Here is a 20,475-nt window from a genome sequence, read left to right on the forward strand (position 1 = left end):
CGCGGAAGGCGGTGCTGGTACGAGTGATCGTGGTACGGGCGGTCCTGGTACGGGACCCGCCCTACGAGATCAGCCGCGCCCGTTGGCGTTCGGAGCGAAGCAGGAAAAACTGCAATATCGATCCCAACACGAATAGGCCCAGCCACACCCCGAGTGCACCGCGCACGAGGGGCGAATCGGGACCGGTCGCGAGGGGATGGGCGACCGGTAGCCGAGTCAGCGTCTCGTTGATGCCAGGAACCAGCAACAAGAAGAAGCTGAACGACAAGCCAAGCTGTTGCAGATAAGGCCGCGCGCCTCCAAGAAACGCAATCCGATTGACGCATAGCGCGCCGAGTGTCGCCAGCAGCGCCACGATACCTAGCGCATGGCCGAGATTGAAGCCACCGGTGCTGGACAAGCCGAAGGACGTTGCCACGGATACCAGCAGGCCCGCCAGGTAGACATGCCCGGACCGCGTGGCAGCGTCGATTTTGCTGTAGCGGGCAAAACAGTAAAGCCCGGCTGCGAAAGTCGCCGCGCTGATGGCGGTGTGGAAAGCACCCAGGGTGGAAACAGGATGTGGCATAGGATTCTCTGAAAAGACAATCAACTAGTTGGTCGATTAGATGGTTAAAAAATAGCGCGCCTTGCGGCACGCTTCTCCGATGTTCAAGCAGGTGTCGTCAGCCGGGCGATTGCGGTTCGGGAAATCGCCTGGAACGATTCGGCGTTACCCAAGGCCCGCGCCGTCAACATGGCGCCGTGGACCGTGGACATGAATGCCTGCGCTTCGTTCAGCGCACTTTCGCGCAAGCTGAATTGGCCATTCGCGGCGCCCTGCTCCAGGACCGTTGCCAGCCAAGCCGACAGGTCGGCGAAATATGCGCGCACTTCCTCGGCGATCTCAGCCGGGATCATGGGTAATTCCGCCGCCAGCATGGCGCATATGCAGATGGACGACGAGCCTTCCCGGATGCACTCCAACCAGTAATCGGCATACGCCGTCAGCCGCGCCAGCGGATCTTCGATCTGCTGGTCGAGCACGGCGAACCCTGCGCGGGCCTGCTCGCGATGGCGCTTGACCACCGTCAGCACCAGATCCGCCTTGCTGGGGAAATGGAAATGGATGCTGGCCTTGCCGATGAGCACCCGTTTGGACACGTCGGCGTAGCTGAATCCGTGATAACCGCCGGCAGCCAGCAGCAGCTTGGTCTGGTCGGCAATCTCGGTGGCTCGGGAGGAAAGCTCCGCACTCATGGCTGATCACTCGGTTCGTTCAAACGTAGACGGAGGCAGAAAGCCGCAGGCGACCGTACTGGCGTGTGGCATTCTGCGGTGGCTGTCTCCAATCGTCAATCTACTAGTTGGTTGATTGACTGTCAAGCTGCCCGGCATAATGTTCAGCCACCCACTGCTCGCAGAGCGCCCATAGCTTCGGCGCACCACGCTTGATCGCCGGCCCGTAACGGTCGAAGACCTGTTGCTGCGGCACGCCGCTCTCCGTCCAGGTCCCGCCCCCGGTGAACACATTGATGAGAAGAGGCTGGAAGCGATCCAGCGCTTTCGCGAACTTCGCGTCGTCCGTCTCGGCATTCTCGAACTCATGCCACAGATCGACGAACGTATCGCGCTGGGACTGCGGCAACAGGCCGAACAGGCGCGCCGCGGCCTTGGACTCCTGTTCAGCCTGCACTTCCTGCGACGACCCACCGTGGATCGGAAAATCGCCGACATCGATCTCGACGATGTCATGCAGCAACAGCATCTGGATGACCCGATTAGTATCCACCGCGGCACTCGCGTACTGGCTCAAGACCAAGGCATACATCGCCAGGTGCCAGGAATGCTCGGCTGAATTTTCCTTCCGGCTGCGATCGAGCAAGGGCGATTGCCGGACGACGCTTTTCAGGCGATCGATCTCCTTCAGGAAGCTCAGCTGCTTCTCCAGTTCACTCATGGCATGGTCCTCCACCCGCTAGTAACGCGACAGCATAGTCTACGGACCGGCCAGGGCCGATATTGCCTGATCCGGTCTCGTATTCGCTTGGAGAGGCTTCAGAGTCGCCCCTCGGCAAGCAAGTCGCGCGTGCGCTTCAACGTCGACAGCAAGGCGGCCTTATACCCCTTGTCGCTGTCGAACTGCGCCTGCTCGGCCTGCTCCTCGGCGCCGCCCGGCTGCTTGCCGCGCAGGCCGGTATAGCAGTAGAAGCGCAGTTGAAGCGCACCGGCCTCGTCTTCGAACAGCTCGTTGACGATCGCGCCTTCGCGCGGGCCGGTGGCCTGGAAGAAGGTCACCTTGTGCTGCGGTTCCAGCGTGATGATCTCGCGCAGATCGGCGCCGGCGATGGTGGCCTCGCGTACGAAATGGGTCGCGCTTTCCTCCACCACGTCGCAACGGGTGCAAAGGCCTGCCGGCAGGAACAGGCGGGCGTCGCGCGCCTTGAGCACCAGGCCCTGCCATGCCTGCGCGCGGGTCAGTTTCGTTTCACCGGCGGGGTTTACCGGGACGGTAGCGGTTGAGTAGATCATGATGAATTCCTTTGTCGGGTTGGGTATGACCAGACTTTAGTCGGTTTCATATTCAAAACACAGACTCTAAAATAGAGACACCCTGTACTGAATATGAGACACCCATGGATCTCAATGCGCTGGAGGATTTCCAGCTGGTGGCCACGCACGGCGGTTTCGGCAGGGCCAGCCGTGCCAGCGGCCGCTCCAAAGCGACATTGTCACGCCGGGTGGCCGATCTGGAAGAAGACCTGGGCGTCCGGCTTATCGAACGTGGCAGCCGCAGCCTGGAACTGACCGAAGCAGGCCAGGCCCTGCTGGATCGAACCGCGGGGCCGATGCGCGAGGTCGACGAAGCCGTAGCCGCGGCGCGCGACGGTCTTGCGACACCGCGCGGCCGTCTGCGCATCGCGGCACCGCTGTTGTTTTCGCAAGTAGCCCTGGGGCGGCTGGCCGCCGCGTTCCAGGCAATCCATCCCGAAGTGCAGATCGAAGCCGTGGCCGAGGATAGATTCGCCGACCTCGTCGACGAGCACTTCGATGTGGCCATCCGCATCAATCCGTCCAAGGACAGCGCGCTGGTTGGCCGCTGCTTCGCCAGGGACCGGCTGGTCCTGGCGGCCGCCCCGTCCGTTCCCATGCCCAAGGCGCGCCGCGGTCAGCCGTCCCCGGTCCCGGCCATCGTCATGCCCACCTATCGCGACGGCGAGCTATGGTCCGTGCGCGATGGCCAGCTCCTTGTCGAACCGCGGCCCGTGTTACGCCTGTCCTCGCTTCTGACCATCCGCGATGCCGCTGCCGCAGGCGCGGGCGCCGCCATGTTGCCGCGGTCCATCATCGGCAGCCTGCTGGATAAGGGCGAACTGGTGTCGTGGGGCTTGGCCGGCGACGCAGTCGAGCTTTGGGTCCTGCATACCTCCCGGCGCTTGCAGAGTCCCAAGGTACGGGCCTTCGTGGAGTTCATGTGCGAGCAATATCCGGACGGGTCGTTCGTCGTTCCGATACGGTGACCTCATTGGCCCACACACTTCGGATTTCTGCGCCGGCGAGCGACATCGGCTGCGTTTACCAACAATTCACCGAGGTCAGCGTCAGCGCCAGCCTGCTCGACCTCCTTACCGGCGGGATAGGGCTTCGGCTGGACCGCTACCGCATTGCAATTTCTTGCATTTTCGCTGTAACTCCTAGAAAGGATATCGGGCAAAATTCGTCCCATTAAAAAAGCGCTGAGGCGCGCGCTTCGGCGAGTTGGGATAGCAAATTCCTGCCGTCGTAGTTGAGCAGGAAATGCAAAGACACATCTACTCCCCATACAAAGCGTCACGACCGGTCGAAGCTGTAACGACCCTGGCCCGACGGAACCATAATTCATTGACTGCGGGCACGGACTGGATCCGCCTGACATCGCTCGCCGTGCTCACCGGCCTGGTGGCACTGGCCTGCACCGGCTGCAGTTCACTCTACTCGGAAGGTGCCCAGGCAGGCGCTGGTGTCGGCGGCGCATTGGTCGCATCGCGCGTCACGGACAATGCGGCGGTTGCGACCGGGATAGGCCTTGGTGCGCTTGCGCTGGCGAAGGCCGGCGTGCAGTACTCGGAGCGTGTCGTTCACACGAACACGCAGAACAGCATCGCCACCGTGGCGGGCCCGCTCAAGGAGGGCGCGATTGCGAACTGGTCCGTCAATCACTCCTTCCCGATCGAGGACGATGCGCATGGCCGCGTGACGGTCAGCCGCCAGATCAGCACCGGCGCGCTCGATTGCAAGGAGATCGTGTTCTCCGTCGAGCACGACGCGACGAAGGATGCGGCTGCTTCGAGTGCGTTCTATGTCGCGTCGGTGTGCCGCGACGGCAAGACGTGGAAGTGGGCATCGGCCGAGCCTTCCACCGATCGCTGGGGCGCACTCCAGTGAGCGGGGTAAAGCGCTTGCGCGATCCCGTCGGCGAACCGTCGCATGCGTCGCGTTGCGGATGGCGCCAAGGCCGCACAGGCCACCGAACGGTGCCTTGCATGCTCGCCATCCTTTGCGGGTGCATGGTAGCCATGACGAGCGGCTGTTCGTCGATCGGCGCCGCCAGCGGCGCGGTCGCCGCGGTGACTACGGGCGCCTTCACGGCCAACCCGGCCGTAGGATTGGGCGTGGGCATCACCGTACAAGCCGCCACGGATGAAGCGGTCAATCGTTTCGTGAAGAATATGCATGCGGACCAGCAGAAGCTGATCGCCGAGACGGCCGGCCGCTTGCCGGTAGACGGCACTGCTACATGGCAGGTCAAGCATTTCCTGCCGGTGGAAAACGGCCACGGCCAGGTCCGCGTCACCCGCTCCTTCTCGTCCGTGCTCGCGTCCTGCAAGGAGTTCGCGTTCTCCGTGCAGGACGGCGATACACCCACGTCACCGGAACAATGGTTCACCGCCACGGCGTGCTTCGACCAAAGCGCCTGGAAGTGGGCCAGCGCCGAGCCCGCTGTGACTCGGTGGGGATCGCTGCAGTGAGGGGCTCTGTGTTTGCAGCGCCGTAGCTCTGCGGGCACTTTTTACTATTCCGAAGTGGTTTAACAGGCAGGAAAATGGATTACTGACAGTGATCATTTTCCTGAAATGGTAAACCTCTGCCACCAAGCTCACTCGGCATACAGGAAATCTCGGATCTTCCCTTGCCTCTCGTCTTTCAAGGCCAAGGCGCTTCTTGGCGTGCCCCGAAACTCATCGCATCGACGCGCCAGCAGAACTGCAGGCGCCTCAACTGTCAGCCGATGCGCGCAAGCAAGCATTCAATAACGTTGCTAGCTTGTCGCTGACGCAGCACCCTCGCCTCCCGTTGGCCAGGATCGTTGCCCTCTCCGACCTCGAACTTGGCGACTGAAACAGGACCGTCCTTCCGAAAACCCTCGACTTCCGTATCCGTCGCGAACCGACGGCGCAGAATCGACAGCGACGCATCAACAACGGCACCATGCTTGCCGCCGCGTTCCCTATGGAATTCAGCGGCCACCGCGTCCATGCCATCTGGGGCATGCTCAATGCAATAAATGAGATCGTGCGCGTCCTTCCTCTCGAAACGCTGATCGAACGCCAAAGACTTCAGACACGTAAAGCTGACGAGATTCGCATGCCTGATTTTCTCGATGGCCACGCCGTTCCCGCCTAGCAACTCGGCCCGAATTTCCGTGATCTGATGCAGATCGAACACGATCGAAGAATGCGGGATGTTTATCGCCGAGATAGTTCCTTCCGTCGGCAACGGCTGGACCTTCCCACCAATAATCTCGGTAGCGTCCGTGAGCAACTCAAGCACTATCAGCACACCATGCTCCGTGCGCGTCTGCCAACGCCAGGACAGCTTCTGCTGCTTGTCATTTTCTGCCCTCTCGAAGCGCATCTTCTTCAGGTTGTCCTCGAGCGTATGGTATGCGTCCGTGTCCACAAGAATCTGAAGATTTACGACGACATCTATATCCAGCGTACCCGCATGCGCAGGGACCATGGGAGGCCGGGCTGCGACGAGGTATCGCGGCGTCAAGCCGCCGACAAGGTAGACCGACTCTTTCCACGGCCCCAACCCCCGAAGCAAGGTCACGAGAACGCGTTCACAATCTATCGTGTACCGATCACTGTAGCCATCCAGCGTTGAAGGTTTTCGCATCAAAATCCAATCCTTTCTCGACGTAAATGTTCGGCCATTTCCTTGGCACGACCTTCACCTCGCGAAAGATCCAGATAGACCTGTATCGGACTCGCCAGCCAGACCCCACCGGCTTGTTGGCGAAAGAGCAGTTCCCCTGTCGATTTCGTCTCGATAACCACGAGGTTCGCCCCTTCGTGGACATTGCGCGCGTCGAGTTCCATGAGGGCTGCGTCAACATCGGCACCGGGGAACAGCCGCGCCCGCACCTGCGACAGTACCGACAGAAACGGGGCATAGTGCTGCGCCGCTGCTTCAGCCGTCACGGCATAGGAGGCTTGATGTACGTTCAAAACTTCAGCGAGCCGATCGATCAGTGCACCTGCATCCAGTCCCGGCACGTAATACCGGTGCAACGTTGCCGCCCGCGAGGTGGAAACCTGCCTCTCCCACTCATCCAGCAAGGCGCCAGGCTCGCGCAGAAACCTTTCCTTGCCGGGCCCCTTCCCGCGACTCTCCAACCAATCGAATCGATCCAGCTCTGCCAGCACGTCCGAAACGGTCGAAGGCGCTACTTGGGCGCGATTCGCCATGTCAACGACGCCAAACCACTCCTGGTGAGTCGTCAAGAGTGCATGCAACACCTGGGCGCGTCTGCCCGAGAAGACAGACCCGATTGCCTTTTCGAGAACTTTCGGGAGAGGCTTGTCAATGTAGATATAGGCACCCGAGATAGGCAGGAACAGGCTTCCGCCACTGTCGCAGTAAGCCACTCGTTCGTGTCTAAGCAGATCTTTAGCTCCCGACGAGATCGATTCGGCTAGAAACAGCCGCTGGACGCTTGGCGCGCCACCGTCAGTGGCTCCAGAGTATCGCCACAAGCCTTGGCGAATATCCCGTGGATAGGCATCCTTCCTCGCCTCCACGAGTAGCCGGACTGACTTGCCGGCGATGGTCAGGTCGACCACGGCATCAGCGTGGTCGTAGCCGCTGGAAGCTCCCTTCGTGCGGACCACCCGAGCATGCGCGTCAGGCAATTGCTCGATTTCATCGAGGAATTGCCTGAGTAGGAGGGACTTATGGGTGTTGCGCGATCCAGCCATATTCTCGACGGTCTGCAGCGATGCTGACCCCAACATCATAGTCAATATTCTCTATTTCAGCCATATTCGCTGTTCAGCGAATATCCTCCCTTTGGCGAAAATACAAGCTTGCATCATCTCTCTTCGGGCCCACCGCCGGGGCGGCAAAACCTTGGGTGCAAACGAATTGCACCAACTACTGACCGACGGCGCCACACCCTCGCTGATCGACCGCGGCTGTCCGGCTGCACCTTCGCTTGCTCGATGACCAACAACACGGTGAGCGCAGGACTCGGAACACCGGCGAATGGACCATCGAGTTGGCCCCGTAAAACGCGGGCAGCCTGCAGCGTACGCGCGAACGGATCATGTTTGATCGTCTGCGCACTTATTGCTCCGACAAGAGCTCTTTATGGAACGCGAGACCACAGACTATCGCTCTTTTTCGAATGAACAAGTGCTGGCTCAAACACGGCCGCCGAATTCTTCATTCATGAGCGGCTATCATGACGCCCGATTCTTCATAGAACTGATCGCTCTCGACCTGTGCTCCGATATCGAAACGGGGACCGGGCGCCGAATAAAAAGGTGAGATCCGATTTTGAGCCGCACGCACAACGAATCCTTGCGCATCCTGCGCTTCTGGCGCGACCTTGAGGTTTTCAACATCCCGGCGGCTCCTTCCGCACGCGATGCCAACAGCCAGACGAAAATCTCCACGCTACGGCGTAGTAATTGTTCCTATGAACTCTTGCCTTGGCATAGTACCGACTTCTCGCCGACGAAGGAGACAGGCTACGTACACGTCGTCTATGTGGGCGTGGCCGACACGGAAGACCTGTCCAAGCTGTTGCTCAAAGGCATTTTCCTGGACCAAACGCTAAGCGAACGGGAATGTCGACGTGTGACTGGAAGCGGTTGGCTGGCCGCCTTCGTGGTGGACGAATCGGGCCGCCCGAAACCCGACAGCTACCTACCCGCCAGCTTCGCGCAAGGCGTGGCAGCGATGCGGGAAACCAGAACACTGGATAATCTCAACGCGCGTATCGCACGTGCTAAAGAAGAGTTCGCCCAGCGTTGCCAACAACTCCAGGATAACGCGCGCGCCAATACCGCGAACGTAGGCATCCTGGCCTGGGATGACCTCGACATTGAACTGGACATCGTGCGCCGCCAGCTCGGCAAGGCGGCCAGCGATCCGCGTCTGGACTGGCGTGTCGTGGTGAGGACCAGCCGGGTCAAGCGCAACTACCTGGACGACAATCTGGAGGCCGCGAAAGATTTCCTGAATTCGTTTTACCTGGATGACCTCGATCGATTGATCGCGCAGGCAGAAATTGGACGTCCCTTTGGCGCGGCCTTGCAGGCTTATCTCGGGCCGCCACTGCGAACACAGGATCGCATCGACATCCTCACCAACCATGCCGCCATGGCTGGATTGGTCAGCGCTAAGCGCTTGCCCAGCGCGCGCTGGCCGGCCTCCCCCAAGCACCCTCTGGTCCTTGCGCAACATGCCGCCGTCTCGCAAGTGACGCACTCGCTTCGCGGCGCGCAGGGGCTGATCGGCGTCAACGGCCCCCCCGGGACCGGCAAGACCACGCTTCTTTGCGATGTGATTGCCGAGATCGTCACCGAGCGAGCGCGGCGTATCGCGTCGCTGGACCGCCCCGTTGCATTGTTCGAAGAAAAGATCACCGTTGCGGGCAAGAGCTTCTATCCGCTCAAAGCCGACGTGGTCGCCGGCACCTCGATCGTGGTGACCAGCACCAACAACAACGCGGTAAAGAACATCACCCAAGAGTTGCCCGCAAGCAAGAAGGTCGCTGCTCAGTTCGATTCGGCGGATTACTTTGCGAATGTCATGCGCGAAGTCTTTCGGGCGCAGAAAGTCCTGGACGAAAACAAGGAACCTGTAGACACCTGGGGAACCATCGCGGCAGCGCTCGGGAATGCCAGCAACCGGCGCTCTTTCGCACAGGGCTTCTTTCGTGACGAATATGTTGTCAAGCGCCAGACGGATCGATTGCCGGCGCAAGTGCAGGGTGACGAACAAGGATCCACGATGGATCCGGCGAACGAAGAAACCGGGGAGCAACTTCCTGCGAAGGAGCATCCGCCGTCGATAAAGCAAGTGCTAGAAGCCGCTTCCAACGAATATCCGCGCTACCAGGAAGAATGGCGTAAGGCCAGACAATCCTTCCTGACGCTGCAGGCGGAGTTTGAGAGCTGCCGTACCGTGCTGGAACGAGCCGAGACCGCTGCCCTGCGCATCGGCGAAGCGCGTAGCCGATTGAATGAACTATTGGCAGAAGAGCACACCCTTGAGCAGGATCTTCAAACCCGCCAGTCGGCCGTCGAAAAAAGTGGTGAAACCCTGGTAACCCAGCGCACCATTGTCGAAGCGAACAAGGCCGTGCTGGCGCAACTGCGTGCCGGCACACCGCGCAACCTGTGGGACTGGCTCATGGAAATGTTTGGTCAGGAGACCCGCCGGATGGCGGATTTGCGCCAATCGCTAGAGGCGCCTACGCGCGCATTGGCCGAGGCCTCAGCCACCCTCGCCAGAATATCCAAGGAAGTAGCGGCCTCCGAAGCCGCACTGGAACAGCGGCGAACGCAGCGAAAAGCAGCTTACGCCGCGCGCGTGTCGCTCGAACGAGAACTGGAGGAATACACCCAAGCGCTGCAAGCCGGCCATGAAATGGGCGTTACGCACTATCCGGACAAGGCGTTCTGGCTGTTGGCAGCGGATACCCGCCACCGTGCCAGCGTAACTGTCGGCCCCAAGCTGGACGACTTGCGCGCCAGGCTTTTTCTGCAGGCGGTGGATCTTCACCGTCTTACCGTGTTGGCCAATGCTGGCAAGTTCATCGCCAACCTGCGTGCGGTGAACGGCATGCTTACCGGGGGCTCGCGCGACAAGCTGTCGACCGAGCATCGTCCGCTTTTGTGGGACGCTTTCTTCTTCGTTGTCCCGGTTGTTTCCACGACGCTCGCTTCATTCGATCGGCTGTTCGCCGGCATGGGGCAAGCCAGCCTTGGCTGGCTGCTTGTCGACGAAGCGGGCCAAGCCACGCCGCAGTCGGCGGCAGGCGCGATCTGGCGCAGCCAGCGTGCGGTACTCGTGGGGGATCCACTGCAAATCGAGCCGGTTTTCACCGTTCCCAAAAGCGTCGCGGATGAGCTGCGACGCCACCACGACGTCGCAGCGCACTGGTCGCCCATCGACGAATCCGTGCAGACCTTGGCGGACCGTCTCACGCATGTCGGCTCCTGGGTCGAGACGACCAGCAACTCGTCCTCGGATGAGGCTCCCGAACGCATATGGACCGGCATGCCATTACGCACGCATCGCCGCTGCGACGATCCCATGTTTTCGGTGGCAAACCGCATCGCCTACGCCGGCCAGATGGTGCAGGGTCGGGTCGACGAATCAGGACAGCCGACCCCCTGGGACTTTTCCTGCAGTCTGGGTGAAAGCACATGGTTAGACGTGCGCTCCGATCGAGTGAAGCACCCCGTGTCGGAAGATGAAATTGACTGCCTGCTCGACTGCCTGGCGCAATTGCGGCGTGACGGAAACAAGGCCAAAATTTATGCAATCTCGCCTTTTAGCAAGGTCGCTCAGTTGTGTCGAGATCGTGCCAAGGCCGCGAAGTTCGAGGGCGTTGAATGCGGCACCGTCCATGCTTTCCAGGGCAAGGAAGCACAGATCGTCTTCTTGGTACTCGGTACTGCGCCCGGACAACAGGGTTCAGGCGCCCGAAGTTGGGCGGCAAGCAAGCCGAATCTGCTCAACGTGGCGGTCACGCGAGCCCAATGCCGTCTGTACGTGATAGGTGATACCAGTCAGTGGGGTAGTCTGGATTATTTCCGCGAGCTATTGAGCGCACTACCGGTGAGAAGCATTCCGTCGGCAAAGGAAAAATCGAATGCACTATGAATTCCCCGAAGTCCTCAACGACCTGATCGACTATTTCCTGATCGGCGACATCTATCTCCTGAAGAAATTCAAGGAAGATAACGCGCTGTCGGACGATCTCGGATCGGAGTTCATCAGCAACGACAGCGGCGATGACGCCGTCAAGGACGGTATCGTCATCCCCTTGGCGGGCATAGCAAACTATCCATATACGATCATCTTCAATCTCGGCGACGCGCCAGAGCTGCTCAAGCCGGAGAGCCGCCTGCAGCACCGACGCGGCGGCTATTTCCTGCGGATTGAACACAGACAGGTCATGCTTTTCACATGGCGGATCCTGCAGAACTTCACCGATGCCGCCCTCGACGCACTTCAGAAACGCTATCGCGAACCGGCCCGACCGCAGATTGAAATCGATAACGGCATCTATGACGTCGAAATCCTGGGCGGCGAAGTCCTGAGAAACGATTACTACGAACCGGCACTCGAATTTGTCGTGAGGAGAACGGAACGCACTCAGCTGACGGAAGAGGTCGACATCAACTACCACTTCACTATCGACAGCGAGAGCTATTGAACGTACCGAGTTCCGGCAGTACGGATTCAAGATCAACGGCTTCGGCCATCGCTCGGTTACCTTCATCGCCGGGATGGAGATGGTCCCCGGAGTCGTAACGCTCCGCAATCCGGCGAGCATGGCTGGGATCGCGCAACACCTCATCGAAATCGATCACGGCGTCGAATACGCCGCCATGGCGTATCCAATCGTTCACCTGTTGGCGCAAGATCTCCTTATCAGGCTGATAGTAGTTATCCAGCGGCGTGCCAGGCAAAGCCCCCTCGAACGGTGTCAACGTTGCCCCCAGCACGCGAACACCGCGGCTGTGGGCTTGCTCGACCAACTGCCGATACCCCGCGGTCAACTCCTCCAGTGTCGGCCGGCGCGCGTCTCGTGCGAAAGCGGTGCCCGGCCATGAAATATCGTTGATGCCCACCATCACGATCACGCTACGAACCCCGGGCTGTCCAAGCACGTCACGATCCAGGCGAGCCAGCGCGTTGACGCCCATGCCGTCCGACAACAAGCGCGCACCGGATATGCCGGCATTGACCACGGCGACACCGTGCGGAGCGAGTCGAGCAGCCAGGAAATCCGGCCAACGGCTGTTCTTGTCCAGGCTTGCCGTCGCCCCATCGGTAATCGAATCACCGATTACCGCGACCGCATGAGCGGGCTGTCCCGTTTCGACCTGAATACCAGTCAATAGTGGGCGGGCGGTGGTGTCCTGTATGGCCGCACCATCTGCCTTCGTCAGCGCCAAAGCCGAACTCTGGTCGCCAGATACGATCCAGCCGGTTTCCCTACCGTCCCAATGAAACGTGCTCAAGGGCGTCGTATTCGGCAGATAAAGGCTTACGGTCACCCGCGCCAGCGCAGGCAACGGCATAACGACAGGGTCGCTGACCAATGACGCGCCGGGGAGGATGTGCGCAACGTCCCGACCACCGAACGTTACAGTACGCATGCTGCCCGCGACCACGTCACCGCCCTGCCCGGGCTGTGCGACCGTGGCCTTGCCCACGGTAAGCGGCTGCTGGCCATAGGCATTGGACAGCACGATGCGCAGACGCTGGCCGCCCAGGCTGATCCGCGCCACCTGGCGCACAGTCTGGTCGTGCAATACCGGCGGGACATTCGTGGGAAACAGGAAATCCGTTCCCCAGACGGGCTGCGGGCTGGCTTGCCAGGTGGCGACCCAGGCCGGCGAGGCCGCAACCGCAGGTGCGATGTCCATGGTGCTGCCGGTCGCCAGCACCAAGGCCAGGACCGCCGAGGCACTCGATCGTGATTTCATGGATTGGCTCATTTCAGTGAATTCATTAGCTATTAATGTGGCAATGATGAATTCAAAGACCAGATTGGAATAGACTGCACGCAGGAACAGCATTTATGAATCGAATTCACGAAGGAAACGCTCATGGCCCGCCTGGAAGTCAACCGATCGGGTGAACTCGAAGTGTTCGTGCGCGTCATTGAACTGGGCGGCTTCTCCGCTGCCGCCCGCGCCTGTGGCATGACGCCCTCGGCCGTCAGCAAGCTGGTCGCACGCCTGGAGCAACGCTTGGGCACACGGCTGGTGAACCGCTCCACGCGGCAACTTCAACTCACGCCCGAAGGCTGCGCATTCTACGAACGTGGCGTGCGTATCCTGGCCGACCTGGAGGAAGCTGAACGCAACGCGAGCGAACACACAGCGCCGCGGGGCCATCTGCGTGTGAGCGCCAACGTCCCCTTCGGCCACCACTTCTTGCTACCTTTGGCGACCGAGTTCCTGGAACGCCATCCTGGTGTGACGCTGGACATCGTGTTGACCGACGAGGTCATCGACATTCTGGAGCAACGTACCTGTGTCGCCGTGCGCGCCGGTCCGCTGAAAAGCTCAAGCCTGGTCGCACGCAAGCTTGGCGGCACACGCATGATGATCGTCGGCGCTCCAAGCTACCTTGTTCGTCACGGTACGCCGGCCACGCCGACAGAACTGTTGGCACACAACCGCTTGGGTGCGAACTATGTGCGCGCTCAACCTGGGTGGCCTCTGAGGTATGCGGCTGAGGATGTCGTGCTGCCAGTTACGGGCAACGCGCAAGCCAGCGATGGCGAAGCGTTGCACCGATTGGCCCTGGCCGGCCTCGGCCTAGCACGCCTGGCTGCCTTCCAGGTCCGCGACGACATTGCGGCCGGCCGGCTGCTGCCCGTGCTAGAAGATTGCAATCCCGGCGACATCGAGGAAATCCACGCCGTCTATGTCGGTCAAGGCGGCAACCTGCCGCTGCGCGTCCGCGCTTTTCTGGATTTTCTGGTTGAGCGGGTGAATATCAATCCGTTTGGCCAACCGAACCGTCATGGCCGAATACCAGGGAAGCAAAACGTTCGCCGATAAGGCGATGCGAGGATCCATCTGGATGCAGCGCATCCGGCAGCGGATGGATGGCAAAGTCCGCGGCGCCATAGAGCATGAGGCCGTCGATGTAGTACAGAAGTGGATCGTCAACCGCGCGTTGCTCGACGATGCGTTGCAGTTCACCACGAATCACTTGCAGCGTCAGCTTGCCTGCCTGGCGATCCGCACTGTTGCCAGTGGCCTTGAACATCACTCTGCCCTCGGCCAACGCGTCGAAATCGAAGGCGCCAGGGCCAGGCGTGTCTTCGTGGATGGGGCAATACAGCGGCGAGATCACGAACAATGGCGTGTCTGGATGCCCCTCCCGGATGGTGTCCAGGAATCCGTGCACGGCCGGGGTGAACGCACGGACACGCATCAGGTCAGTGTTTACAAGGTTGATGCCGATTTTCAGGCTGATGACATCGGCGGGAGTATCCCGTAGCGTACGGGCCGTAAAGGGATCCAGCAGCGCGCTTCCACTAAAACCCAGATTCAGTAAATCCAGATCTCCGAGCGACGCGGCGATCGCGGGCCAGATCGACGTCGGATTAGCCGCATTCGACCCCTGGCTGATCGAACTGCCATGATGCATCCAGCGCTTACGGGTGGCAGCGGGCACGCGATCCAACGCCGCGTTGGCGCGCAGTTCAACTAGTTCTGTTGTTTCGTTGTGAGGCAGCCAGATTTCGACCTTTTTACGAGTATCCGGCAAGGCATGTAACCGAAGCGTACTCGGTACGCCAGATTCTCGGGTTACCACCCCACTTGTCATGTCCATGGTGACGAGGTCGCTGCTGGTCGCGCTGGCTTGAAAAACCAGCTGGCCGTCCACCAGAACGTCATAGACACCAGGGGGACGCCGCGGAGCGCCAGCATAGGCATAGCGAGTAGGCAGCACATCCAGCTCGATCTCTGTCGCCTGCGTAAAGAACGCCAGGCGAACGCCGGAAGGCTGAGACTCGGCCATCGCGAGTTGGGCGTCATCGCATTGCGCACGAGCGCGCGCAGGAAGGCGATGCAAGCGCAACCCTCGCGACGTATGTTCAACTTCCAGAGCCCCGCGTACGAAAGGCTCGATTGGATGCGCCGTCATGCCGGGCGATGTTTCATTTGTCATTTACCACTACCGCAGAGTCGCGCCAGCCTCAAGGTTAGCCTGGCTACCCGTTCGACTTCAGATACCGTCCCGGCGTCTCCCCCACCTGCTTGCGGCCGTCCCCTCAGCTATGTCGAGATCACGCGAGATGCCTGGCCATCCATGTCAGTGCGGCAGGAAGACCATCGAGCACAATGGCCTTCCCTCCTCTTACTTCGCAAGGTTGTATCGGGGTGCCGGCGCACCTACCTGGGTCGCGGCGAACAAGGTCGCGCGCGCAGTGTCGAAAGTGTGCCAAAGGCCTGCGTCAGCGACCGATGGCCAAGTCACCTGTTCATCGGCATCGAGCCCCGCCAGGGCCGCATCAACACAATTTTCTGCCGTCATCACGCGTTCAGCGCCAAGGGCAGACAAGGGGACGCCAGATACGCCTTCCGTCCAGATCTCGGTGTCGGTCGACGCAGGAAGCACCACCTGCACCTTTACACCGGTTCCCGCCAACTCCTCTTGAAGGCCGCGGCTGAATGCCAACACATACGCCTTGGTGCCGCTGTAGACCGAGCTGATGGGGAGGGAATGCACGGCGAGAACGGAAGCGATGTTGACAAGAACGCCCTCCTTTCGCGCCCTGAACCCCTCCAGGGCTGCGTGTGCCAATCGGGTCAGCGCTGTGATGTTCACGGAAATCTGCGATAGCGAGTCCTCCAGCGACGACTCGGCTAGCGGGCGCAGGCGAGCGAAACCCGCGTTGTTGATGAGAACCTGGATGCTGGGATCGCTAGTCAGCCGGTCCTCAACATTGGCAACGTCGGAATCTTTGCCGAGGTCTGCGACCAAGGGATGGGCTTTGACGCCGTATTTGGCGGTGAGTTTTTCCGACAAAGCGGCAAGTCTGTCCCCACGACGGGCAACCAGCACAAGGTCATAGCCACGGGCAGCAAGGCGGTCAGCGTACACGGCGCCAATTCCAGACGAAGCACCAGTCACAACGGCGGTTTTTGAAGAGGGCATCGAAATCTCCGACTCGAAGCGGGGCCCGCAGCAGGGGCAAAGACGCCCTTTGAAGTGCTTGCCTGCACAAATACTGCGGTCAGGCGTGCGGCTCGCCGCCTTGGGAATCTCTATGACGACGCCTTGGCTTCTTCAGGCTTGAAAGCCACTCAGGTCTCTTTGCTATCAGAGATCGAACGAATGGTCACGGCGGCCGGTGGACAATCCCCTGCTTTGCAGGACTTGGCGTCGAACATGGCGGTGCAAATTTCAGCTTTAACGCACGCTCTGCGTCCATTGATCCGCGACGGACTGATCGAACTGCAGGTGGATGAGTCGGACAAGCGTGTGAAACGTGCTGTCTTGACGAGCTCGGGCAGCGAACGCCTGGCGCAAGCGATCGTTCACTGGGCTGGCGTCAATCGACGCGTCGATGACGTACTGGGCAAGGAGTCGGCAGCGCAGCTTCGGGCGCTGGCGGATTTCGTCGGCTCGGATGATTTTTTGACGGCGTACGGAGGAAGCCCGGCAGACTCACTCACCTCTGATCCTGCCTGACACCCCCGGCACCAGCCCCTGGCGTTTCACGCCAGCGGCTTCCCTGGAACCATCGCGCTTCGGTGGCCTCAGTCCCTAAGCCCAACTCGCTCAGCCCCAGCCGACCACCATCGATTGCTGGTCAAGCCAGGTGGCGCCGATCACGCGTGCCTGCCCAGGAGACCTTTACCATCAAAGACAGGTTTGGCCTGGATAGCGAACGGGATGTTCTCGATCCGCCTGAGTTCACTCCCACTCGATCGTCGCCGGCGGCTTGCTGCTCACGTCGTAAACCACCCGATTGATCCCGCGCACTTCATTGATGATCCGACCGCTCACCTTGGCCAGCAGCGAATAAGGCAACTGCGCCCAATCGGCGGTCATGAAGTCCGACGTCTGCACCGCGCGCAGCGCGACGACGTAGTCGTACGTCCGGCCATCGCCCATCACACCCACCGACTTCACCGGCAGGAACACCGCGAACGCTTGCGACGTCAGGTCGTACCAGGACTTGCCGCTCACCGGATCCAGCGTGCTGCGCAACTCGTCGATGAAAATCGCATCGGCACGGCGCAGCAGATTCGCATATTCCGTCTTCACTTCGCCCAGGATGCGCACGCCCAGGCCCGGGCCGGGGAAAGGATGGCGATACACCATGCCAGGCGGCAGGCCCAATGCCACGCCCAGTTCACGGACTTCGTCCTTGAACAATTCACGCAGCGGTTCCAGCAGCTTCAGATTCAAGGTTTCCGGCAAACCACCGACGTTGTGGTGGGACTTGATCGCCACAGCCTTGCCCGTCTTGGCACCCGCCGACTCGATCACGTCGGGATAAATGGTGCCTTGTGCCAGCCACTTGGCCGCCTGCAACTTGCCCGCCTCGGCCTGGAAGACCTCGACGAATTCACGGCCGATGATCTTGCGCTTGGCTTCGGGATCGCTTTCGCCCGCCAGCTTGCCCATGAACTGCTCAGTGGCATCGACGTGAATGATCTTCACGCCCATGTTCTCGGCAAAGGTCTGCATGACCTGCTTGCCCTCGTCCAGGCGCAACAGGCCGTGATCGACAAAAACGCAGGTCAGCTTGTCACCGATCGCCTTGTGGATGAGCGCGGCCGCCACGGAGGAATCGACACCGCCGGACAGGCCCAGGATGACCTCGTCATCACCCACCTGGTCGCGAATACGGGCAACCGCTTCCGAGACGTAATCAGGCATATTCCAATCGCCCGAGCAACCGCAGATCTCGTTGACGAAGCGGCCCAGCAGCGCCTTGCCCTGAATGGTATGCGTGACTTCCGGATGGAATTGCACGGCATAGAAACCGCGCGATTCGTCGGCCATGCCGGCAATGGGGCACGACGGCGTCGACGCCATCAGCTTGAACCCCGGCGGCAGCGCGGTGACTTTATCGCCATGGCTCATCCACACCTTGAGCATGCCATGGCCTTCAGGCGTGGTGAAATCCTCGACGCCTTCCAGCAGACGGGTATGGCCGTGTGCACGAACCTCGGCGTAACCGAACTCGCGGTGATCAGACCATTCAACCTTGCCGCCCAGTTGCTGCGCCATGCTCTGCATGCCGTAGCAAATACCCAGCACCGGAACGCCCAGTTCAAACACCGCACCCGGAACGCGCATCGACGCTTCATCGTAGGCCGACGCATGGCTGCCCGACAGGATGATGCCCTTCAAACCCTGCGCCACTTGGCCACGCACGAACTCATCGTTCACGTCACCCGGATGAATTTCACAGTACACGCCGGCTTCGCGGACGCGGCGCGCGATCAGCTGGGTGACCTGTGAACCGTAATCGAGAATAAGGATGCGCTGGTGCATAGTGGGCTCTGGCTGGATAGATGCCGCCGCTGGTAAAACGTCGGCCAATGGCTGGAAACGGAAAATGTTAAGCGCTAAATAGTCAACACTGACTAATAAAAGCGGTCAAAAAAACACTATTAGACGCTATTAAGCAAAAGCGCACCGGCGGGAAGCAGGCTTCCTCCGGTGCGCGTTGGCCGCTAGGCCTTACGCCGAGGATCAATCGGCGCGGTAGTTCGGCGCTTCCTTGGTGATCTGCACGTCATGCACGTGCGACTCACGGAAACCGGCCGACGTGATCTGCACGAATTCGGTCTTGGTCCGCATGTCGTCGATCGAAGCGCAGCCGCAATAGCCCATGGAGGCACGCACGCCGCCGGCCAGTTGATAAAGGATCTGCAGCACGCTGCCCTTGTAAGGGACGCGGCCTTCGATACCTTCCGGCACCAGCTTGTCGGCGTTGTTGGCGGGATCCTGGAAATAACGATCGGCCGAACCATCGGTCATCGCGCCCAGGCTGCCCATACCGCGGTAAGACTTGTACGAACGGCCCTGGAACAGCACTACTTCACCCGGCGCTTCGTCCGTGCCGGCGAACATGCCGCCCATCATGCAAGCGTAGGCGCCAGCCGCCAGGGCCTTGGCGACGTCGCCCGAATAACGGATACCGCCGTCGGCGATCAGCGGCACGCCAGTACCTTGCAATGCCTCCGCCACATCGGAAATCGCGGTGATCTGCGGCACGCCCACACCCGCCACTACACGCGTGGTGCAGATGGAACCAGGACCGATACCGACCTTGACGCCGTCGGCGCCATGTTCGACCAGTGCCCGCGCCGCCCCTGCCGTGGCGATATTGCCGCCGATGACGTCAACCTTGGGATAGTTCTGCTTGACCCAGCGCACGCCTTCCAGCACGCCACCCGAGTGCCCGTGCGCGGTATCGACCACGATCACGTCCACGCCCGCGGCGACCAGCTTTTCGACTCGCTCTTCCGTGTTGCCGCCGACGCCGACCGCCGCGCCGACGCGCAACTGGCCCTGGGCGTCTTTATTGGCTTGCGGGTGGGCGGTGTTCTTGACGATATCCTTGACGGTGGCCAGGCCGCGCAGCTCGAAACGATCATTGACGATCAGCACGCGCTCCAGGCGGTGCTTGTGCATCAGTTGCTGGGCTTCTTCCAGCGTCGCGCCTTCGCGCATCGTGACCAGACGCTCTTGCGGAGTCATGACGTTGCGCACCGGCTCGTCCAGGCGCGCTTCGAAACGCAGGTCGCGGTTGGTAACGATGCCGACCACTTTGCGCCCTTCCACTACCGGCAGCCCGGAGATGCCGTGCTGCTGCTGCAGGGCAATGGCATCACGCACCTTCATCTGCGGCGTCACGGTGACGGGGTCGATGACAATGCCGAATTCGTGGCGCTTGACGCGAGCCACTTCACGGGCTTGCTCGTCGGCGGTCAAATTCTTGTGGATGATGCCGATCCCGCCTTCCTGGGCCATGGCAATCGCCAGGCGCGACTCCGTCACGGTATCCATGGCGGCGGACACGAGCGGGATATTCAGGGAGATGTTACGGCTGAGGCGGGTCTGGAGAGATGTATCGCGAGGCAATACATTCGAGTACGCGGGCACCAACAGGACGTCGTCGAAGGTGAGCGCGGTTTTGATGAGACGCATGGGAAGCTCCGGGCGCAAAGCAAAATTATACGCGTTCTGTACTTATTTACTAGGTGTTTACCATTAAGAATGCCTATGCGGACCGGAAAAAGTTCGGCGGTGCAACATGGGAGTCGACGTGATGGCGAGGGTGATCCGACCCTAAAATGTAACAGCCAAGATTGTAAACGGATGAGCATGCTCTTTTTCACATACCCGGGAATCGCGGATCCGGGCCTCGAACAGCAATATTCTGGACAGCGCAGACGGGACTACCCCGCCCGGTGCCAATGGACTCATCCCATC

18 protein-coding genes are annotated in these 20,475 nt (G+C 60.6%); 7 read left to right on the forward strand and 11 right to left on the reverse strand.

From position 1 onward, the window contains the following. Nucleotides 1-61 precede the first annotated feature (61 nt). The 4 genes from CEY05_RS05700 to CEY05_RS05715 form a co-directional block, all read right to left on the reverse strand. Entirely contained in the window at nt 62-568 is a 507-nt protein-coding gene (locus CEY05_RS05700; RefSeq protein ID WP_088596454.1) for a hypothetical protein, read from the reverse strand. Between the two features lie 83 nt (nt 569-651). Next, nucleotides 652-1,239 carry a TetR/AcrR family transcriptional regulator gene (locus CEY05_RS05705; RefSeq protein ID WP_088596455.1) on the reverse strand — a complete coding sequence of 196 codons (588 nt, stop codon included), beginning with the start codon at nt 1,237-1,239 and terminating at the stop codon, nt 652-654. A gap of 103 nt (nt 1,240-1,342) precedes the next feature. Further along, nucleotides 1,343-1,939, reverse strand: a complete 597-nt coding sequence (locus tag CEY05_RS05710) for an HD family hydrolase (protein ID WP_088596456.1) — start codon at nt 1,937-1,939, stop codon at nt 1,343-1,345. Nucleotides 1,940-2,037: 98 nt separating this feature from the next. Continuing rightward, complete coding sequence (locus tag CEY05_RS05715) at nt 2,038-2,511, reverse strand: SRPBCC family protein (RefSeq protein WP_088596457.1); 474 nt, start codon at nt 2,509-2,511, stop codon at nt 2,038-2,040. Between the two features lie 104 nt (nt 2,512-2,615). Here CEY05_RS05715 and CEY05_RS05720 point away from each other — a divergent pair, with 104 nt between their 5' ends. The 3 genes from CEY05_RS05720 (at nt 2,616) to CEY05_RS05730 (ending at nt 4,988) form a co-directional block, all read left to right on the forward strand. Further along, nucleotides 2,616-3,500 carry a LysR family transcriptional regulator gene (locus tag CEY05_RS05720; protein ID WP_088596458.1) on the forward strand — a complete coding sequence of 295 codons (885 nt, stop codon included), beginning with the start codon at nt 2,616-2,618 and terminating at the stop codon, nt 3,498-3,500. A 382-nt stretch (nt 3,501-3,882) separates the two neighbouring features. Continuing rightward, complete coding sequence (locus tag CEY05_RS05725) at nt 3,883-4,404, forward strand: hypothetical protein (RefSeq protein WP_233161404.1); 522 nt, start codon at nt 3,883-3,885, stop codon at nt 4,402-4,404. 98 nt (nt 4,405-4,502) lie between these two features. Beyond that, nucleotides 4,503-4,988, forward strand: a complete 486-nt coding sequence (locus CEY05_RS05730) for a hypothetical protein (protein ID WP_088596460.1) — start codon at nt 4,503-4,505, stop codon at nt 4,986-4,988. A gap of 253 nt (nt 4,989-5,241) precedes the next feature. Here CEY05_RS05730 and CEY05_RS05735 read toward each other — a convergent pair whose 3' ends face one another. Both CEY05_RS05735 and CEY05_RS05740 read right to left on the reverse strand, forming a co-directional pair. Next, entirely contained in the window at nt 5,242-6,138 is an 897-nt protein-coding gene (locus tag CEY05_RS05735) for a hypothetical protein (RefSeq protein WP_088596461.1), read from the reverse strand. Beyond that, nucleotides 6,138-7,259, reverse strand: a complete 1,122-nt coding sequence (locus CEY05_RS05740; RefSeq protein WP_233161370.1) for a hypothetical protein — start codon at nt 7,257-7,259, stop codon at nt 6,138-6,140. Before CEY05_RS05740 ends, CEY05_RS05735 begins: the two co-directional genes overlap by 1 nt. Nucleotides 7,260-7,800: 541 nt before the next feature. Between CEY05_RS05740 and CEY05_RS05745 the strand changes: the two genes are divergently transcribed. Both CEY05_RS05745 and CEY05_RS05750 read left to right on the forward strand, forming a co-directional pair. Beyond that, nucleotides 7,801-11,142: a DEAD/DEAH box helicase gene (locus CEY05_RS05745; RefSeq protein ID WP_088596462.1), complete on the forward strand. Its 3,342-nt coding sequence runs from the start codon at nt 7,801-7,803 to the stop codon at nt 11,140-11,142. Then, nucleotides 11,132-11,698: a hypothetical protein gene (locus CEY05_RS05750; protein WP_088596463.1), complete on the forward strand. Its 567-nt coding sequence runs from the start codon at nt 11,132-11,134 to the stop codon at nt 11,696-11,698. Before CEY05_RS05745 ends, CEY05_RS05750 begins: the two co-directional genes overlap by 11 nt. Here the strand turns inward: CEY05_RS05750 and CEY05_RS05755 are convergent. Beyond that, entirely contained in the window at nt 11,676-12,989 is a 1,314-nt protein-coding gene (locus CEY05_RS05755; RefSeq protein WP_088596617.1) for an SGNH/GDSL hydrolase family protein, read from the reverse strand. The genes CEY05_RS05750 and CEY05_RS05755 overlap by 23 nt on opposite strands. Before the next feature lie 111 nt (nt 12,990-13,100). Between CEY05_RS05755 and CEY05_RS05760 the strand changes: the two genes are divergently transcribed. Then, the gene (locus tag CEY05_RS05760) at nt 13,101-14,063 is read left to right on the forward strand and encodes a LysR family transcriptional regulator (RefSeq protein WP_088596464.1); all 963 of its coding nucleotides are present in this window, start codon (nt 13,101-13,103) and stop codon (nt 14,061-14,063) included. Here CEY05_RS05760 and CEY05_RS05765 read toward each other — a convergent pair. Together CEY05_RS05765 and CEY05_RS05770 are read right to left on the reverse strand one after the other, a co-directional pair. After that, the gene (locus tag CEY05_RS05765; RefSeq protein ID WP_198952677.1) at nt 13,999-15,183 is read right to left on the reverse strand and encodes an SGNH/GDSL hydrolase family protein; all 1,185 of its coding nucleotides are present in this window, start codon (nt 15,181-15,183) and stop codon (nt 13,999-14,001) included. The two genes, CEY05_RS05760 and CEY05_RS05765, sit on opposite strands and share 65 nt — an antisense overlap. Before the next feature lie 189 nt (nt 15,184-15,372). Continuing rightward, complete coding sequence (locus CEY05_RS05770) at nt 15,373-16,173, reverse strand: SDR family oxidoreductase (protein ID WP_198952678.1); 801 nt, start codon at nt 16,171-16,173, stop codon at nt 15,373-15,375. Nucleotides 16,174-16,311: 138 nt separating this feature from the next. Between CEY05_RS05770 and CEY05_RS05775 the strand changes: the two genes are divergently transcribed. Then, nucleotides 16,312-16,710, forward strand: coding sequence for a MarR family winged helix-turn-helix transcriptional regulator (locus CEY05_RS05775; protein WP_233161371.1), 399 nt, complete (start codon nt 16,312-16,314; stop codon nt 16,708-16,710). Between the two features lie 225 nt (nt 16,711-16,935). Here CEY05_RS05775 and guaA read toward each other — a convergent pair whose 3' ends face one another. Together guaA and guaB are read right to left on the reverse strand one after the other, a co-directional pair. Next, nucleotides 16,936-18,528 carry a glutamine-hydrolyzing GMP synthase gene (guaA, locus tag CEY05_RS05780; RefSeq protein ID WP_088596468.1) on the reverse strand — a complete coding sequence of 531 codons (1,593 nt, stop codon included), beginning with the start codon at nt 18,526-18,528 and terminating at the stop codon, nt 16,936-16,938. Between the two features lie 201 nt (nt 18,529-18,729). Continuing rightward, on the reverse strand, nt 18,730-20,190 hold the full coding sequence (gene guaB / locus CEY05_RS05785; protein WP_088596469.1) for an IMP dehydrogenase: 1,461 nt from the start codon (nt 20,188-20,190) through the stop codon (nt 18,730-18,732). Between the last annotated feature and the right edge of the window lie 285 nt (nt 20,191-20,475).

Source organism: Achromobacter sp. HZ34 (assembly GCF_002209485.1).
Classification (GTDB): Bacteria; Pseudomonadota; Gammaproteobacteria; order Burkholderiales; family Burkholderiaceae_B; genus Bordetella_C.

Coding starts and splice junctions, on each gene's coding strand:
- CEY05_RS05770 (WP_198952678.1), bottom strand. CDS start 16,173: ATGCCCTCTTCAAAAACCGCCGTTGTGACTGGTGCTTCGTCTGGAATT.
- CEY05_RS05715 (WP_088596457.1), bottom strand. CDS start 2,511: ATGATCTACTCAACCGCTACCGTCCCGGTAAACCCCGCCGGTGAAACG.
- CEY05_RS05730 (WP_088596460.1), top strand. CDS start 4,503: ATGCTCGCCATCCTTTGCGGGTGCATGGTAGCCATGACGAGCGGCTGT.
- CEY05_RS05705 (WP_088596455.1), bottom strand. CDS start 1,239: ATGAGTGCGGAGCTTTCCTCCCGAGCCACCGAGATTGCCGACCAGACC.
- CEY05_RS05700 (WP_088596454.1), bottom strand. CDS start 568: ATGCCACATCCTGTTTCCACCCTGGGTGCTTTCCACACCGCCATCAGC.
- CEY05_RS05750 (WP_088596463.1), top strand. CDS start 11,132: ATGCACTATGAATTCCCCGAAGTCCTCAACGACCTGATCGACTATTTC.
- CEY05_RS05755 (WP_088596617.1), bottom strand. CDS start 12,989: ATGAGCCAATCCATGAAATCACGATCGAGTGCCTCGGCGGTCCTGGCC.
- CEY05_RS05765 (WP_198952677.1), bottom strand. CDS start 15,183: ATGACAAATGAAACATCGCCCGGCATGACGGCGCATCCAATCGAGCCT.
- CEY05_RS05740 (WP_233161370.1), bottom strand. CDS start 7,259: ATGATGTTGGGGTCAGCATCGCTGCAGACCGTCGAGAATATGGCTGGA.
- guaA (WP_088596468.1), bottom strand. CDS start 18,528: ATGCACCAGCGCATCCTTATTCTCGATTACGGTTCACAGGTCACCCAG.
- guaB (WP_088596469.1), bottom strand. CDS start 20,190: ATGCGTCTCATCAAAACCGCGCTCACCTTCGACGACGTCCTGTTGGTG.
- CEY05_RS05720 (WP_088596458.1), top strand. CDS start 2,616: ATGGATCTCAATGCGCTGGAGGATTTCCAGCTGGTGGCCACGCACGGC.
- CEY05_RS05710 (WP_088596456.1), bottom strand. CDS start 1,939: ATGAGTGAACTGGAGAAGCAGCTGAGCTTCCTGAAGGAGATCGATCGC.
- CEY05_RS05760 (WP_088596464.1), top strand. CDS start 13,101: ATGGCCCGCCTGGAAGTCAACCGATCGGGTGAACTCGAAGTGTTCGTG.
- CEY05_RS05735 (WP_088596461.1), bottom strand. CDS start 6,138: ATGCGAAAACCTTCAACGCTGGATGGCTACAGTGATCGGTACACGATA.